Source organism: Serratia sp. CY37869 (assembly GCF_052168895.1).
GTDB lineage: Bacteria > Pseudomonadota > Gammaproteobacteria > Enterobacterales > Enterobacteriaceae > Serratia > Serratia ureilytica.
Genome location: NZ_JBJNLU010000003.1, coordinates 111,139 through 126,316 on the forward strand (window position 1 = coordinate 111,139; position 15,178 = coordinate 126,316).

Here is a 15,178-nt window from a genome sequence, read left to right on the forward strand (position 1 = left end):
ATCCCGCTCCTCATAAAATGCCGATAAATTTGCCCGCCACGCCGATCGCTACCGTGACGCCAATCAGCTTCACCGGCGAGAATCCGCGCTTCATCAGGAAGAAAATGAGCAGCGTGAAGCACAGCGGCAGCAAGTTGGGCATCAACTTGTCCAGCACGTCGGTCTGCAGCGCCACGCTGGCCTTGCCGGCATGCATCACCAGCGGCGTGGACAGGTGCACGTACGAGGCCACCAGCGCGCCGATCACCGTCATGCCGACAATGGAAGCGGCGTGAGAAATGCGCCGGGTATGGGTCTTCAGCAGCGCCAGCGCGCTGGTGCCGGCCTGATAGCCGTAGTGCGCCAGCCCAAAACGCAGGCCGAAGTGGAACAGGTTGAACAGCAGCAGGAAGACGATCGGCCCGAACAGGCTGCCCTCCAATGCCAGCGAAGCGCCTATGCCGGCGCAGATCGGCAACAGCGTCAGCCAAAACAGCGCGTCGCCGATACCGCCGAGCGGCCCCATCAGCGCCACTTTCACCGCGCGAATGGTGGAGATCTTTTCCTTGTTCTGCTCCATCGCCAGCACCAGGCCGGACAGGAAGGTGACGTCGAACGGGTGCACGTTGATAAATTCCATGTGCATCTTCATCGAGTTGGCCAGATCCTGCGGGTTGCGGTGGATCTTGCGCAGCGCGGGGATCAGCTGATACAGCCAGCCGCCCGCCTGCATGCGCTCGTAGTTGAACGACGCCTGTAGCAACAGCGAACGCCAGGCCATGCGGTTGATGTCGCCGCGCGTCAGCGCTTCGGCGGGCCGGCTGTCCAGATAGTCGTCCTGCTCCACCTGGCTGGTGGCCAGCGCCTGCGCCATACGCTGCTCGGCCTTTTGCGCCAGCAGATCGTCGGAATCGTTAAATGCCATCTTCGGCGTCCTCCTGCGGAGCGGGCCGGGCCGTCGCCTCTGCCGCGCCGCGTTGCGTGTTGAAGAAATCAATCAAAGCGATCGCCAGGGCGCCCAGCGCCACCGCCAGGATCGGCAGTTTGAGAAACGTGACCGAGATGAAACCGAGGATAAAATAGGCCACGTAGGTTTTTTTCATCATCACCTTCATCAGCAGCGAGAAACCGATCGCCGGCATCATGCCGCCCGCCACCGCTAGCCCGTCCAGCAGCCAGCCCGGCGCTTTCTGCACCATGGCGCTGGCCGCATCGGCGCCGAAGTAAATCGGCAGGAACGCCACCACGAAATAGAAGATGAACAGAATGCCGATGCCGAGATAGTTCACCCGTTCAATGCCGCGCCAGTTCAGCGCTTTCACCATGCGATCGCAGCGGTGCATCATCGGCGAGAACAACGTAAACAGCAGCGTGATGCAGCCCTGCACCGCGATCGAGAACGGCACCGCCACGCCGATCGCCACTTTAGGATCGGCTTTGGTCAGAATGGCGAATGCGGTGCCGATCACCCCGCCGATCACCACGTTAGGCGGTTGGGCTCCCGCCAACGGCACCATCCCCATCCACACAAGCTCCAGCGTGCCACCCACCAGCAACCCGGTATAGACATCGCCCAAAATCAGCCCCACCAGCGGCCCCATCACTACCGGCCGGTGGAAGTGGGTCAGACCGTCGAACAGGTCAACCCCCGCCAGCCCGGCCAACAGCGCAATCAATAACGCATCCGTCAACATGCTTTCCCCCTGGCTCAAAAGAGCAGTTTGCCGATCGCCTCACCCGCTTCATCCGGCACCCGTCGCACTTCGCACTCCACGCCCAGTTCCGCCAGCGCGCGGAACGCGGCCACGTCGCCGTCGTCCAGCGACACCGTTTTGTGCACCTGCCGCTTCCCCTCGGCGAAGTGCATATTGCCGACGTTGACGAAACGGATCGGCACCCCGCCGCGCACCAGCGTCAACACGTCCTGCGGCGTTTTGCACACCAGAAAGATCTTCTGCCGATCCGCCGCCTTGTGGATCACGTCAATGGTTTTCTGCAGCGTGAAATAACGGGTTTGCACCCCTTCCGCCACCACCATGTCCATCAGGTTCTGCTGCACCGGATCGGCGGCGGCCTCGTCGTTGGCCACCACCACCAGGTTGGCGCCGAGGGTATTGGTCCAGGTCACGCCTACCTGGCCGTGCACCAGGCGATTGTCGATGCGGGTCATTAAAATGTTCGGCATGCTAGCGGCCCTCCGGGTAACAGGCGGCGTGGTAATCGTCGAGTACCTGCGTCACTTTATGCAGCACCCATTCCTGCGGATCGGCGCTCAATTCGCCGGCGTTCAGCGCCCGCGCCTGATCCGGCAGGTACTGGCTGAGCAGCGCCAACGGCGCCGGGTTGCGGCGCAGGTTATCCAGCAAGCCGTCGACCGCCTGCTGCACCTGCGGCTGCGGCCAGTAGTAACGCACCCGATCGCTCAGGCTGTAGTGGCGATCGAGATACTGTTGGTGCGGCGTGCCGTGGTAATAGCGGCTCCACTGCTGCGGCTGCTCGCGCATCACCTGTTCCAGCGTGGCGCGCAGCTGCGACGACTGGCGTTCCCCCAGCCATTCACGCTCGATGCGATCGAGGGCGAACAGCGCTTCTCGCAGCGCAAAGGTCAGCGCCGGCCCCACCTTCAGGATGGCGAAGTGATCGCGCACCAACTGGCGATAGGCCTGCGGCGGTTGGTAATCCGTAGAGTGCGCTTCATAGATCATGCCCGGCTGCCGTTCGATGAAATGGCTCAATGCGTCGGCGCGCTGCGGCTGATAACGTTCGACGCTGTGGTGATCGAACTCGACGCCCGGCTGCACCACCAGCGCAATGGTTCGCTGCCAGGCATCGTTCAGCTCGGCTTTTTGCCAGGCGATACGGTGCATTTCCAGCGTTTGCGCCACCGCCTGCGGCGTGGTGACCTGCAGGCCCGCCAATGCCTCCTGCGCGCCGCCCGGCACCGGCACCTCGGTGCCGATCACATAGACCGGCGCTTCGCCGCCGCTCTGCGCCCAGGCGCGTTCCGCCACCGCGCACAGGCGTGCCGCACGCTCGGCGACCGCCGCATCCCCCAGGGGCGAGGGATCGCCGGCGCACGACATGGAACAATCGAGATGAATTTTGCGAAATCCGGCGCGAACGTAATCGTCGATCAACGTTTCCGCCAGCGCCATCGCTTCCTGAGCCGGGCGATCCTGCCAGGCGTTCGGCCCCAGATGGTCGCCGCCCAGCCACACGCGCTCGCGCGCCAGGCCAACCTCATCCGCCAGACGCCAAAGCGCATCGCGGAACTGGGCCGCCGTTTGGCCGGTATAGCCGCCGAACTGATTGACCTGGTTGGAGGTCGCTTCCACCAACACCGGCGTGCCGCGGCTTTTAGCCTGCCGCAGCGCGGCCTTCAGAACCCAGGGATGGGCGGAACAGACGGAAAAAATCCCGACCGGCATACCGGCCTTGTGCTGCTCGACAAGCTGTAACAACTGCTGCATGAAGCCCCCATGCAGGCGCCGTGCTACCGATCGGCGATGATGACCTCCACACCCAGCTCGGTTAACGCCCGCTCGTAATCGTCCGGAAGACGGCTGTCAGTGATCAGCCGATGGATTTGTCCGGCTTCGCGAATCATGCAAAAGCTCTTGCGACCGAATTTGCTGGCATCCGCCACCGCGATAATCTCGCGCGCCACCTCGCACATCACGCGATTGAGGTGCGCTTCACCGGGGTGAGGCGTGGTGATGCCGGCGCTCAGATCGAACCCGTCGACGCCCAAAAACAGCTTGTCGAAGCGGTACTGACGCAATTGCTGCTCGGCAGCCGGACCGTAGAGCGAGTAAGAGTTGCGGCGCACGCTGCCCCCCAGCACCATGACTTCCACCCCGTCGTTTCCCGAAAGCTCATAGGCAATGTTCAGCGCGTTGGTCATCACCACCAGATCGCGCCGCCCCTTCAGGAACGGCACAATCTGCGCGGTGGTTGAACCGGAATCGAGGATCAGCGCCTCGCCGTCGCGCACATAGCCGGCCGCCGCGTTGGCGATCAGCGTTTTGACATCGCGATTCAACCGCCCTTTGTCCCGCAGCGGCCGATCGAAAGCGAATTGCTGATTGAGCATTGCGCCGCCGTAAGCGCGCAGCGCACACCCTTTTCGTTCCAGAAAGCGCAGATCGTTGCGGATCGTCACCGTGGATACTGCAAACTGTTTGCTGAGCTGTTCCACACGCACGCTGCCGTGCTCGCATAACAGATCGATGATGTGTTCACGTCGCTTTGCGGTATTCACTGGCATGAGCTGCGGTCCTCAGGTTTCCGGTATCGCCGGGGAGAAGATGGCTTTCGCTCTACTGCGCTGGCATTACAGCAAAGCGAAAGCAATGAAATTGTGATCGGGCTTACAGCCCCGTTTTAGCAAAAAAACCGCCAAAAAACCTTTCGAATCGAAATGAATCGAAAAGCCCAAAAATGGAATGGGAGAAAAATGAAATGCCATGACGAGCATGAGCGCCGGAGAGCAGCCGCACCGGCGGCGGCAGAAGTGAAAGCGTCGCAGACCCCGTCCTGCCCCATGACTTTTAGTTCGCTAAGTGACCAGGATCACATAATGGTAATTATCCCGCGGACGGCGGGGGGCAGCCCTCTCCATCCCGCCGGGCCATCCCCTTGTCAGCACGAGCCATCTTCCCTACACTTGCGATCAGATATCGGCCTCTTGTCGGTACGTAAGCGTTAACGTCAATCAACGCATCACGCCATGCAGCGCTGATTGTCTGCATGCCATGGTGCGAGGAACTCATGCCGCAACCCGCTTCATCTTCATCATCCATCGCGACCCCGCGTCGCCGTTTGCATCGCCCTGTTTTGCTGATCGTTGGCATCATGCTGATCGCGGCTAACCTGCGCGCCGCCCTCACCAGCGTCGGCCCGCTGCTGGAACAGATTCAGCAACAGCTGGCGTTGTCCGCCACCGCCGCCGGCCTGATCAACTCGCTGCCGCTGATCCTGTTCGCCGTCCTCTCGCCACTCACCCCGGCGCTGGCGAAACGCTTCGGAATCGAACGCACCCTGGGCTCCGCCCTCGCACTGCTGGTTTGCGGCATCGCGCTGCGTTCCCTGCCGCAAGACGCCATGCTGTGGCTGGGAAGCGTTCTGATCGGCGCCGCCATCGCCTTCGCCAATGTGGTGCTGCCAACGCTGGTGAAAAGAGATTTTCCTCATCGCGCCGCCGCGATGATAGCGGCCTATGCAGCGGTGATGTCACTGGTCGCCGCCATCGCCTCCGGTCTGGCGGTACCGCTGGCTTCCCTGGCCGATCTCGGCTGGCGCTTCTCCTTGCTGTGCTGGGGATTACCTGCGCTGTTGGCGCTGTTGATCTGGTTGCCGCAGCTGCGGCGCACAGCCACACCCGCAGCCAAAGAGCCACAATCGGCAGAGCCGCAACGCTATCGCTCTCCCTGGGGCAGCGCGCTGGGCTGGCAAGTGGCGATGTTCATGGGGCTGCAATCGATCGCCTTCTACACCATTATCGGCTGGTTCAGCGCCTTTGCCGTCAGCCACGGCGCCTCAGCCCAGCAGGCGGGCTTCGAGCTGTTCGTTTATCAGGTGGTGGCGATCGTCGCCAACTTTGTCATGGTGGTGATTTTGCCGCGGGCGCGCGATCAGCGGGCGATAGCGCTGGGCAGTTCTCTGCTGATCTTTATCGGCGTCGGGGGATTATTGGTGCAACCCGCCAGTTCACTGGTGTGGCTGACGTTTGCCGGGTTGGGAGCGGGGAGTTCGCTGGTGCTGGCGCTGTCGTTCTTTGGATTGCGCAGTCAGCATCATCATCAGGCGACGCTGCTGTCGGGCATGGCGCAATCCGTCGGTTATCTGTTGGCCGCGCTGGGACCCACCTTATTCGGCCTGTTGCACGATCTGACGGAAGGCTGGCGCTGGCCGTTGATCGCTCTGCTATGCCTGACCGTCTTGCAAATGCTGTTCGGCGCGCTGGCCGGCCGCAGCCGCGTGATCGGCTAACGTCGCTGAACGATGGGCCGCGCCGCTTCGGGAGCGGTATCCTGCCATAAATCTTCAATAAAGGCGCGCTGCTCATCGCTCAGCCCCCATGAAGGCGGAATTTTTGACTGCGCGCGACGCTGAACGCCCTCACGGTTTTTAGCCTGCTTCTTGTTCACGAATCGTCTTCCTGCTTAACCTGCTAACTCAGTAACCAGTAAATCACGGCAGCGGTTAGCAGCCAGAACAGCCCGCTACCGATAAACACACACAGCCATGCTTTACGTTTGATATTTGATCCATCCTTGCTCACCACAGCGCCCCTAACCAATAGATTAAACCACTCAAAATAAAATTATTGATCTATTTTAACGATCAATAAAGTCGTTTTTTCCTATGGAAATTTAAAAAAATTCTGCTACCCATAGGTCTGCATTGCCGAATCAGCCACAACGGCACCGTGGATATCACTGTTATCGGCAGGCGAGAACGTGTTTTGATAGGCGAACGAATGCGCAGTGTGCCACACCTTTAAAGGTCAAAATTAAACCACCGGTAAATAATTCAAACATCAATTATTTGACTGGTCGTAAGCCAAATCGGCAGCAGACAGCATTGGAGGAGCGAGAGAAAATGAAGCGACGCACTGAAATAATGCGCGGGAGAAGCGCCGGCCCGTTTTGGTCTGGCACGGGCCGGCGTAAGTTAACCGATTCTGCTGACGGAATCCCGGCTGGCGTGTTCACGCTCGCTGCCGGTCAACTCGCGTAAATGGCCTGAGCGCATCTCCAGCAACCGATCGGCGTGTTCGAAATAGTGATCGTCATGGCTGATGGCGAACACCGTTTTGCCTAACGCGCGCAGCGCCGGCAACAGTTCGCGATAGAAAATGCGCCGGAACTGCGGATCCTGATCAGCGGCCCATTCATCCAACAGCAAAATATCGCGTTGTTCCGCCACCGCCAGCAACAGGGCCAGACGTTTGCGCTGCCCCTGCGACAGTTGCGGGTTGGTCACTCTGGCGCCGTCGAACTGCAATTTGCTTTTCATATTCAACCGTTCAAGCCAATGCGCGACCAGCGCCGTATCAGGTTCGCCGCCTTCCGGTCCTTGTAAACGATCGAACTGATGAAAATCGGTGAAAATCGCTGAAAACAGCCGGCGATAGTCCGGCATATCCGCCGCGGTCTGTGCGACACCATCCAGAACGATGTGCCCGCTTACCGGCCGATACAATCCGGTCAACAGCATCGCCAGCGTTGACTTGCCGCTGCCGTTGCCGCCGATAAGAAACACCAGCTCACCGCGCCGCAGCGTCAGATTAAGCGGCCCGACGGTAAAACCGGGCTGTTGTTCCGCATCTGCATAGTGAAAAACCACGTCGCGCAGCTCCAGCGTCTGCCAGGAACGGCCAACGGCGGCTGGAAACCCCGGCTGATACTCGGCCAGACGCAGCGCTTTCAGCTTGTTGAAGGCCACTTCGGCGCCGACCAGCGTCGGAAACGCCCCCACGGCCTGCAGTAAGGGCGTGCGCAAGAACAGCAGCGTCAGCGAGTAGGTCGCGGCCACCGTCGAGTCCGCCCATCCCAAACTGTTGGCCATAAAGAACACCAGCCCGATCGCCCCTAACATCATGATGTTAGACCAGTTGAGCGCACTCAAATGGAAGGTATCGGCGCGAATGATATGGTAGCGATAGGCTTGCGCGTCGGGCTGATAGGCCTGCTCGTATAACGCCTGCGCCCGTTTGCGGTTCAACGTCAGTTCCTTACGGCCGTCAATCACCGATTCATAACGATGATAGAGACGCTCTTCTGACTCGCGCAAACTGGCCATATGGCGATAAACCCGTGACACCAGGCAGCCGCTACCCACCACGGTCACCGCCACCCAAACCGCCGTGACCGCCAGCATTTTCGGCGATAACCACCCCAGATAGGCCGCTGCCCCCAGGGTCAAAATCACCCCTTGCACCAATTCGGGCAAGCGCACGAAGGCGATGGTGATATTGCGGATGTCACTGGACAGACTGGCCAGCAATGAGGCGCTGCCTAACTGTTCGAGGCGCTCGATCTCGGTATCCAGAATGCGCTTCACCAGTTGCCCACGCAATCGATAGACGAAGTAATGGCCCAATGTGGTCAGCGCCAGTTGCGAACCCAACGTGACCGCTATCAACAATGCCAGCAGGGCGAGAAACATCGGCAACACGGCCAATGGGTTGCCGCTGGCGTCCATCAGATATTGATTGATAAAAGCAATGATACCGATGCCTAAACCGGCGCTGGCCATGGTCAATGCCATAACCGCCAGAAATGGCCAACGATACTGCCGATAAACCACCCGTAGCAGTTCCATGAACAAACCTCTGAAATCGCGATCTGGCAGGCATTGTAAGCGGCGCGAGAATGAGATCAAGACGAATTCTCATCACAGCTTATCAAGCACTGGTCGGGGGAGAGGCGTTGCCGCCTGCCGGCGGCCAATTCGCAGCATGGTTCACTCTGGGCGCTAAATATTCGCCAATTAAATAAGCCGCTAAAAAAATAGATCTATAAAATCAAAATTCATTCACTAAAAAAATAACAAAAAGAAAAAGATAAAATAAACCCATGCATTAGCAAATAAAATTATTTATTTCCTTTGCCGCCTATTATGTTCCAATGCTTTAATAAAACTTCATGATGGAAATCGCCAGTACCAGATACGCAGGAAAGGAAAATGAAAAAAAGGAAATTCCTTAGCCAGATTGAAATTGAACAACTGATTGCCGCCGTGCATGAGGGTAAAAATAGCATTCGAGATCGTTGTTTACTATTAATGTGCTTCATTCACGGCTTGCGGGTGAGCGAACTGCGATCATTACGCCTGCAAGATATTGATCTTACCTCCCATCGGATCCATATATCTCGGCTAAAGAACGGTTTTTCCGTTCAACACCCCATTCAGCCGCGAGAACGACAGGCGCTGTTAAACTGGCTGGCCCAGCGGGCGAACTATCCTGACGCCAATTCCCCATGGTTATTTCTGTCGCGCCACGGCGGGCAAATTTCACGTCAGCAACTGTATCGCCTAATGAGAATGTACGGTGAAATGGCCGGCATTAGCGTTCAGGTTCATCCTCACATGCTGCGACACTCCTGCGGTTACGCGCTTGCAGATAACGGGGTCGATACGCGCTTGATTCAGGATTATTTAGGGCACAAAAATATCCAGAATACGGTGATCTACACCGCAACCAATGTAGAGCGATTCCGCACGATCAGCATTTAATCTTACGATGGAAATAACGATGCAGGCGCTCATCTTCTTTTAACATGCGCATCGAGTAAGGTAAAAATATCGGATGGGAAAATGCAGCCCGGCACGCCAACAACGGTCTAATTCAGCACTATTCCAACGCCGAGCTGCTTTCATCCACCCGCCCAGGGGAACACTTGTTTGATTGTTTTTTCAACGCCTATGCTACCTGCTTATACCCTGTCATTAACGATTAAGTCCCCTTTGACCACTTCCCGCCAAATTGTCGCGTAATATTGCCGTGCAATGAAAATAGTTCGCTGTCATTCTTCACCTGCAGTTTGCGCATGGCGCTGCATTTATGCGCGCTGATCGTCTTGATGCTGCGGCGTTGCAATTCGGCAATTTGCCGCAGGCTCATGCCGTTGAACAAAAAGGCCAACACATCAGTCTCGCAGCGAGTCAGCTTCCGAGTGGCCACCTCATCTGCGCTAACCGAGGGGGCCAGAAAAGTCCCTATCTGTGGGCTCAACACTCGCTCCCCAAGCAAGACCCGATTAAAAAACTCCGCCACCAGCGGTAAAGCGTCATCTCTGGCGACGATGCTGACATTGGGCTGAGGCAACAATCGCCCTAACTCTTCTGCATTACGGCAACGGGTATAGGCAATCACCCGTAATTCGGGCAGTTGCGTGCACAGGGCCAGCAACGCTTCCCTGCCCTTAGCGGGCGTCTCATCTTCACCGTCCAGTTCGGTAATCAGCACGTCGGCCTGCTGATAGACCACGCTATCCACCACCGCACGTACGCTGGTTTCCTTTACGACGACTTTTACCTGGGTTGGCAGCGTTTTTAAAAAACTGGCCAACCCTTCCAGCGTCAATGGACATCTGTCCATTAATGCTATGTTCAGCGGTTGCTGACGCCATAAATGCATAATCTGCTCCTATGCTTGCTTGCCCACGAGACCTCGTGCGCTTGCCTAGCGAACCAAGGATGAACCTTGCGCAGCCATCCATTTCCCCTGAAGATACAGTTCCCCATCGCTGTGAAACCCCAGCTTCAACATCGCATTGCGTTTATGGGTGCTGACGGTGCGGATATCACGGCACATGGTCAGCGCCACGCTGGTCACGCTCTTACCGGAAAACAGTTGGGTCAACACATCCAGTTCCTTCGCCGTCAGCGGTTTATCGGCGCCAGCCTCATGCAATTGACGTTGGCGTACCCGGTGGCTGAAGCTGCAACTGCCTGTCAGGACTTGCTGAACACAGTGGGTCAATGCAATAGCCGGTTCCTGCTTCAGCATCAGGCCGCGAATACCGGAAGCGATGAGCTGCCGCAACAGCCTCGGTTCATCCAATGCCGTACAGATGACAATCGCGGTGTCCGGCGAGTTTTCCCGCACCTCAGCGATCAGCTTGAATCCCTCCAATACCGACTCTGATTGACCACACAGCTCCATCACCAATAAACGATGCGGATGCTCAGTCAATAAGGCTCTCAGTTCCACCAGATTTGCCACCTGCCGAATGTTGCCAGGTTGGAGACCACAGGATTCAATCAACCGGTTTCTCATCCCCAGAGCCGTCATGGCGCAGGGTTCCATGACAGCCACGGCACCCGCCGCTTCATTGCCCACCGCCAAGGCCATTCCATTGGGATAATTGATTTTCATATCATCACCTTAACTCTGTCGTTAACCTTCCGCCCACGCCGGTCCTTTTGTCCCATTGCCTACTGATAGACAAAAGTGACCTGCAGAGCGCCGTCTATTGAACCTGGCGTCGATCCGCCATGGGTGCTGTATGCCCGCGCACGTAAATCGAATCTGGCATTATTCGTCGCGCGATCCACCAGTTGCGTCATGCTCTTGCCATTGCCCAGGTTGGCCCCTTGGCTATTCTGCAACTCAATTTGCACCCGACGAGAGCCGCCGTTGCTCTTGTACAAGCTGGCGCTTTCCTCGGCGGGCGTCCCGCTGAAGGTCGCGACGACAGAGGTGGTGGTGCTTGGGCAGTTTTTTAACGTCAGAGGAAACTCTATCCAGGGGCTGAAAGCCCCGGACGTCGCCAGGGTAGCAGCGGAAATATCGTCTCCCAAATTGACGGACACAGTGCCGTTCGCACCGTCGATTTCGCAGGGGGCGGCTTTAATGTTGCCGCTAATCACTATTTTCGATACCGCGTGCGCCGCCGGTACGGTCAAAAGCAACGCGCCGGTCAGCGCCAGGTTGCAGCCAAAACGATTACACATTTTCACCATAATCTGCTCCTTGTCGTTAAACGCAGGGGCCTGTCAGCCCGCTGCCGTTGAAATATCCGTTTATTGGATTTCGGCCTGAATGGTCGCCGTGGCATTGAACTGCCCCACTGAAGGGGCTTGCCCGGTGGTATTGATCGGATATACGCTGATCCGCGAACTGCCGCTTTGGTCGGGATAGTGGAAGTTATCGATGGGCAAGCGCCCGCTCTGCGGCCGAATCACATTGCCCTGCATATCCTTAATCATCACGCCGATATCGCGGTTGCTGGTCTTCAGCGCCTCCGGCATGTTGCCGTCGGCCTCGCCGCGAAATGACAGACTGACTTTGACGCCCTCGGAAATATTGCGACAAGAGAGCGTCAGCGTTCTCTCTTCCGGTGTGAAACGAGGTGGCATCGCGCCTTTCGTTTGGAAATGGGTGCTGACGATATCGCCAAAGTCGACCACCACCGTCTGGGGACTGATCTCGCAACTCTGCGGCACGGTGACGGTACCGCTCATAGAGATGGTGGAAACCGGCGTATCGCTTTTCACGCCACTCACTACCGATACATACGTTTCCACCAGTCGGGTATTCGGGATCGCCGTCACGCCAACGAAGGGCCGACGGAAATACAGGTGAATGCGCCCACGCGCGCCGCTGTTGTAGGGCGAACGGGCACAGGATTCATCATCGCCATCCATGCTGGTCTTACGGTTAGTCTCATTGGTAAAGGGTGCAGCAAGGTATTCATTGCGCTGCCCCGCCACGAAGACCTCGCTGGCGACGCCCAGATATTCGTTCAACGCGTAATACGTCAATCCGCCCTCCTGAAATACCGGGTTGGTCAACAGCATTTTGGCGGTGATGTAAGAAGCCGTGCGAGCGGTACATTCGCATTTCACATAATACGAACCGGGCAAGTTCCATGCGTTCTTATCCGCGTTCTTGATAATCCGCCCCGTCACGTTTTGCGATGGGTCGCTTAAGCTTGGGGAAAAGGCAAATGAAAAGCCGTGCGTTCCTGATATCGGCGTACACTGCCCTGGCGCCGCCTGCGCCTGCTGTACAGCCAGTATTGCGCACGCCAGCAGCCCACCGGCGATCGCCCTGCGTTGAATCGATATTCCTGTCGCCATTGTCTGCACCTTATAAACACAGTCCGTTAACGAGACGTATTCCGCCGCTCTCTGGCTGATTAGCCAATTGATAGTTAGCCTGACACTGCTGAGCCGCGTCATTGCCCCACTTAACCTGCAGCCGGCCACTCTCCGCCATGCCGGCCAAATAAACCTGCCCGCCGTCACCGACAATGCCGGCATTATCAGAGGGGCTATTGAGATTGCTGACGGTGGCGCCGAACGGCACCGGATTGCCACTGCGCGTCAGTAATGTCAGCAACACGCGGGCACCGACATCCGGATTGAAGCTGGCACGCACCACGGCGCCACGGGTTGGGATCACCGTTTGACTGCTCAAGGTCATATCGACATCCTCGGCGAAAGACTCGCCGTCCAGGCCGACGATATTGCGCCGATAAGGCGTCAGGTAAGGCACAACCGCATAGCCGCGCCAGTCGGTGCTGACCCCGGTCTGGTTCAAAACATCCACCCCTGAAGCGCCGGGCGCCTGCACTAATGCCACCGTATCGCCCAGCGGCTGCGACAGCGTGACGCCGTTTTGGTGCACCAGAACACCGCCCTGCACGCCGTAGCTCACCTGTTGGCGATGGCGATCGTAGCCATACCCCAGGTTCCACTCGGCGAGGGCGCCTTTGTAGTCCGCCTGAATATTGCCGTTCGCCCCCACGCCCCTGCCGGTGTAGCCCTGGCTGATGCTGTAGTTCAGGTTGTTGCCCGGCAAAGCGATGCCGCTCAACCCAAGATTGTTGCTGGTGGCGCCGTTGCGGCTGGCGTTCATGTTGTAGGTGGCGTAGCTGCCAGGCAGCCATTTGCTGAGCGGCACGCTGACGTTGAAGGCCACGATATGGTCGCGAATATTGCTGCGGTTGCCGTTGTTGTCATACCCGTTCTGGCTGAAGGTGTAATTCAGTCCGTAACTGACAGCTTCCCAACTGTTGTTGTAGCTGAGGCTGACCGACTGCGAACGACGATTGTCATTCCAGTAGTCTTCGTTAAACAGGCTGAGCGACAGCGTTCCCCCCAGATCCCACAGGCTCTGGCTCATCGTCAACTCGGCACGGCTCTTTTTGTGATCGTTATAGATCGCGCTGTTGCCGCCGTAGCTCTCCAGCGCCTCTTGCAGGTTATAAAAACCACGCGTGGAATAGCGGTAGCTGGCCAAGCTGAAGTTAGTGCCGGTTTCAATGAAGTTTTTGCCGTAACGCAGGCGCCATGATTGCCCTTGCTCTTTCGGCCGAGTTTCCTGCTTGGTCCATGCCTGAGTGACATCAGCGGACAGCGCCCCCACCGCCCCCATGTTCTGCCCCCACCCCAGCGCCAGAGACTGGTACTTACTGGCTGCTTGCACGCCGCCGTACAACGTGGCCCCCCACGGCAAACCGTAGATGCCGGTGGCCTGGCTGAACGGACGTTCATCAACGCCGCCGCTGTATGAACGGTATTTCCCGCTGGTCAGGCTGTATTTGAAACGCCCTTCACGCTGCAATACCGGCACCACGGCATAAGGCACCACGAAATGTTGCTCCTGCCCGTCAGCCTCGCGCACGCTGACGTTCAGATCGCCGCTGCCGCCCGTGGGGTACAGATCGGTAATTTCAAACGCACCCGGCGGCACATAACTTTGATAAATCACGTAGCCGTTTTGCCGGATCACGATTTGCGCGTTAGTGCGCGCAATCCCGCGCACCACCGGCGAGTAGCCCTTCATACTGTCCGGCAGAATGTCATCTTCAGAAGCCAATTGCCCGCCGCGGAACTGTACGCTGTCGAACACCTCGCTGGACGTTGTGCTGTCGCCCAGAGTCAGGCGGCTTTGCAACGCAACAATATCGCGCTGCAGATAGGTATTGATTGAACGCCAGGATGAAGCGCCGCCGGTGTAGTGATTCCAGATGGAATAGTTACGCAAACGCCAGGCGCCCCAGTTGATGCCCGAGCGCAAATTGAGGTAATAGTTATTGTTGTTCTGCCGTTCGCTGCCGCGTGTTTGGCTATTGGCGCCGCTGAAGTTGTAATTGACCAACAGCGCCGGTATGCCGGAGTCCCATTTATCCGGAGAAACATAATCGCGCGCATTTAAGTTCAATGCCGCTTGCGGAATGCTCAGATTCAATCTCAGCTGATTAAACTGGAACACCGTCGAAGCCTGAGGAATGGCCTGCGCCAGATTGACGCAGCGCTCCTCCGCCGCAATCGCCGGTAACATGGAGACTCTCACCCCCAATTCGGCCAATTTTTCCGCGCTGAAACAAGGCTGCAGCGCTTGCTTTCCGCCAGCCGTCGGCATCAGCCGGAACTCGACGTCGAGACTGTCAACCTGTTCGCCGTTAAGGTAAAGATCGACCCGATAATTGCCGGGCGCCTGGCTGTTGTTTTCCTCAAATACGGAGAGATCGGCGCCGCGCAGCGCCGGGTTGTCAATCTCTAACAGCGCCGGGTTGAAGTAATCACGCGCATGCGCCGCACCGATTGGATAAAGCAGCGCCACCTGGCAAGACATCAAACCGGCCAAAATCGATCGTGTCCCTGGTAAACCAATGCTATTCGGGTTATTCATCCTTTTAACTCCCTGTCCCGATTGGCTCAGCCGCCTAAAATTCAG

The 15,178-nt window shown here is 57.7% G+C and carries 15 protein-coding genes; 2 read left to right on the top strand and 13 right to left on the bottom strand.

Going from position 1 to position 15,178, the window contains the following annotated elements:
• Positions 1-10: 10 nt before the first annotated feature.
• From ACJ8J1_RS16100 to agaR, 5 genes are read right to left on the bottom strand one after another with little or no spacing between them, the layout of a single operon-like run.
• On the bottom strand, positions 11-904 hold the full coding sequence (locus ACJ8J1_RS16100) for a PTS system mannose/fructose/sorbose family transporter subunit IID (protein ID WP_033644827.1): 894 nt from the start codon (positions 902-904) through the stop codon (positions 11-13).
• A complete protein-coding gene (gene agaW, locus ACJ8J1_RS16105; protein WP_033644826.1) occupies positions 894-1,673 on the bottom strand; it encodes a PTS N-acetylgalactosamine transporter subunit IIC in 780 nt (259 codons plus the stop codon). Before agaW ends, ACJ8J1_RS16100 begins: the two co-directional genes overlap by 11 nt.
• Before the next feature lie 14 nt (positions 1,674-1,687).
• Entirely contained in the window at positions 1,688-2,164 is a 477-nt protein-coding gene (gene agaV / locus ACJ8J1_RS16110) for a PTS N-acetylgalactosamine transporter subunit IIB (RefSeq protein ID WP_004931808.1), read from the bottom strand.
• A 1-nt stretch (position 2,165) separates the two neighbouring features.
• The gene (locus ACJ8J1_RS16115; protein WP_033644825.1) at positions 2,166-3,449 is read right to left on the bottom strand and encodes a D-tagatose-bisphosphate aldolase, class II, non-catalytic subunit; all 1,284 of its coding nucleotides are present in this window, start codon (positions 3,447-3,449) and stop codon (positions 2,166-2,168) included.
• Positions 3,450-3,472: 23 nt separating this feature from the next.
• Positions 3,473-4,246 carry a transcriptional repressor AgaR gene (agaR, locus tag ACJ8J1_RS16120; RefSeq protein WP_033644822.1) on the bottom strand — a complete coding sequence of 258 codons (774 nt, stop codon included), beginning with the start codon at positions 4,244-4,246 and terminating at the stop codon, positions 3,473-3,475.
• Positions 4,247-4,749: 503 nt separating this feature from the next.
• Here agaR and ACJ8J1_RS16125 point away from each other — a divergent pair.
• Positions 4,750-5,970, top strand: coding sequence for a CynX/NimT family MFS transporter (locus tag ACJ8J1_RS16125; protein WP_033644820.1), 1,221 nt, complete (start codon positions 4,750-4,752; stop codon positions 5,968-5,970).
• Here ACJ8J1_RS16125 and ACJ8J1_RS16130 read toward each other — a convergent pair.
• The 3 genes from ACJ8J1_RS16130 to ACJ8J1_RS16140 all read right to left on the bottom strand — a co-directional run bounded on the left by ACJ8J1_RS16130 (position 5,967) and on the right by ACJ8J1_RS16140 (position 8,307).
• Positions 5,967-6,128, bottom strand: coding sequence for a hypothetical protein (locus ACJ8J1_RS16130; RefSeq protein ID WP_162997249.1), 162 nt, complete (start codon positions 6,126-6,128; stop codon positions 5,967-5,969). The two genes, ACJ8J1_RS16125 and ACJ8J1_RS16130, sit on opposite strands and share 4 nt — an antisense overlap.
• 23 nt (positions 6,129-6,151) lie before the next feature.
• A complete protein-coding gene (locus ACJ8J1_RS16135) occupies positions 6,152-6,265 on the bottom strand; it encodes a YmiA family putative membrane protein (RefSeq protein WP_071845171.1) in 114 nt (37 codons plus the stop codon).
• Between the two features lie 389 nt (positions 6,266-6,654).
• Entirely contained in the window at positions 6,655-8,307 is a 1,653-nt protein-coding gene (locus ACJ8J1_RS16140) for a multidrug ABC transporter permease/ATP-binding protein (RefSeq protein WP_033644941.1), read from the bottom strand.
• Positions 8,308-8,670: 363 nt separating this feature from the next.
• On the opposite strand from ACJ8J1_RS16140, the gene ACJ8J1_RS16145 reads away from it, so the two are divergent.
• Positions 8,671-9,222 (top strand): tyrosine-type DNA invertase, encoded by a 552-nt coding sequence (locus ACJ8J1_RS16145; protein WP_033644817.1) that lies wholly within the window; start codon positions 8,671-8,673, stop codon positions 9,220-9,222.
• A 220-nt stretch (positions 9,223-9,442) separates the two neighbouring features.
• On the opposite strand, the gene ACJ8J1_RS16150 is transcribed toward ACJ8J1_RS16145, so the two are convergent.
• Genes ACJ8J1_RS16150 through ACJ8J1_RS16170 form a run of 5 tightly spaced genes read right to left on the bottom strand, consistent with a single transcriptional unit; the run spans position 9,443 to position 15,133 of the window.
• Positions 9,443-10,126: a response regulator transcription factor gene (locus tag ACJ8J1_RS16150; protein WP_033644816.1), complete on the bottom strand. Its 684-nt coding sequence runs from the start codon at positions 10,124-10,126 to the stop codon at positions 9,443-9,445.
• A gap of 45 nt (positions 10,127-10,171) precedes the next feature.
• Entirely contained in the window at positions 10,172-10,867 is a 696-nt protein-coding gene (locus ACJ8J1_RS16155; RefSeq protein ID WP_033644815.1) for a response regulator transcription factor, read from the bottom strand.
• 59 nt (positions 10,868-10,926) lie between these two features.
• Complete coding sequence (locus tag ACJ8J1_RS16160) at positions 10,927-11,454, bottom strand: fimbrial protein (protein WP_103681943.1); 528 nt, start codon at positions 11,452-11,454, stop codon at positions 10,927-10,929.
• Between the two features lie 60 nt (positions 11,455-11,514).
• Complete coding sequence (locus ACJ8J1_RS16165) at positions 11,515-12,573, bottom strand: fimbrial protein (protein WP_071991675.1); 1,059 nt, start codon at positions 12,571-12,573, stop codon at positions 11,515-11,517.
• A 10-nt stretch (positions 12,574-12,583) separates the two neighbouring features.
• Positions 12,584-15,133, bottom strand: a complete 2,550-nt coding sequence (locus tag ACJ8J1_RS16170) for a fimbria/pilus outer membrane usher protein (protein ID WP_033644814.1) — start codon at positions 15,131-15,133, stop codon at positions 12,584-12,586.
• Positions 15,134-15,178: the final 45 nt, after the last annotated feature.

What these genes read in the sequence shown, in the direction of transcription:
- ACJ8J1_RS16155 (WP_033644815.1), bottom strand. Translation starts at nt 10,867, where the DNA reads ATGAAAATCAATTATCCCAATGGAATGGCCTTGGCGGTGGGCAATGAA.
- ACJ8J1_RS16125 (WP_033644820.1), top strand. Translation starts at nt 4,750, where the DNA reads ATGCCGCAACCCGCTTCATCTTCATCATCCATCGCGACCCCGCGTCGC.
- ACJ8J1_RS16140 (WP_033644941.1), bottom strand. Translation starts at nt 8,307, where the DNA reads ATGGAACTGCTACGGGTGGTTTATCGGCAGTATCGTTGGCCATTTCTG.
- ACJ8J1_RS16160 (WP_103681943.1), bottom strand. Translation starts at nt 11,454, where the DNA reads ATGGTGAAAATGTGTAATCGTTTTGGCTGCAACCTGGCGCTGACCGGC.
- ACJ8J1_RS16170 (WP_033644814.1), bottom strand. Translation starts at nt 15,133, where the DNA reads ATGAATAACCCGAATAGCATTGGTTTACCAGGGACACGATCGATTTTG.
- ACJ8J1_RS16165 (WP_071991675.1), bottom strand. Translation starts at nt 12,573, where the DNA reads ATGGCGACAGGAATATCGATTCAACGCAGGGCGATCGCCGGTGGGCTG.
- ACJ8J1_RS16145 (WP_033644817.1), top strand. Translation starts at nt 8,671, where the DNA reads ATGAAAAAAAGGAAATTCCTTAGCCAGATTGAAATTGAACAACTGATT.
- agaR (WP_033644822.1), bottom strand. Translation starts at nt 4,246, where the DNA reads ATGCCAGTGAATACCGCAAAGCGACGTGAACACATCATCGATCTGTTA.
- ACJ8J1_RS16100 (WP_033644827.1), bottom strand. Translation starts at nt 904, where the DNA reads ATGGCATTTAACGATTCCGACGATCTGCTGGCGCAAAAGGCCGAGCAG.
- ACJ8J1_RS16115 (WP_033644825.1), bottom strand. Translation starts at nt 3,449, where the DNA reads ATGCAGCAGTTGTTACAGCTTGTCGAGCAGCACAAGGCCGGTATGCCG.
- agaW (WP_033644826.1), bottom strand. Translation starts at nt 1,673, where the DNA reads ATGTTGACGGATGCGTTATTGATTGCGCTGTTGGCCGGGCTGGCGGGG.
- ACJ8J1_RS16150 (WP_033644816.1), bottom strand. Translation starts at nt 10,126, where the DNA reads ATGCATTTATGGCGTCAGCAACCGCTGAACATAGCATTAATGGACAGA.
- agaV (WP_004931808.1), bottom strand. Translation starts at nt 2,164, where the DNA reads ATGCCGAACATTTTAATGACCCGCATCGACAATCGCCTGGTGCACGGC.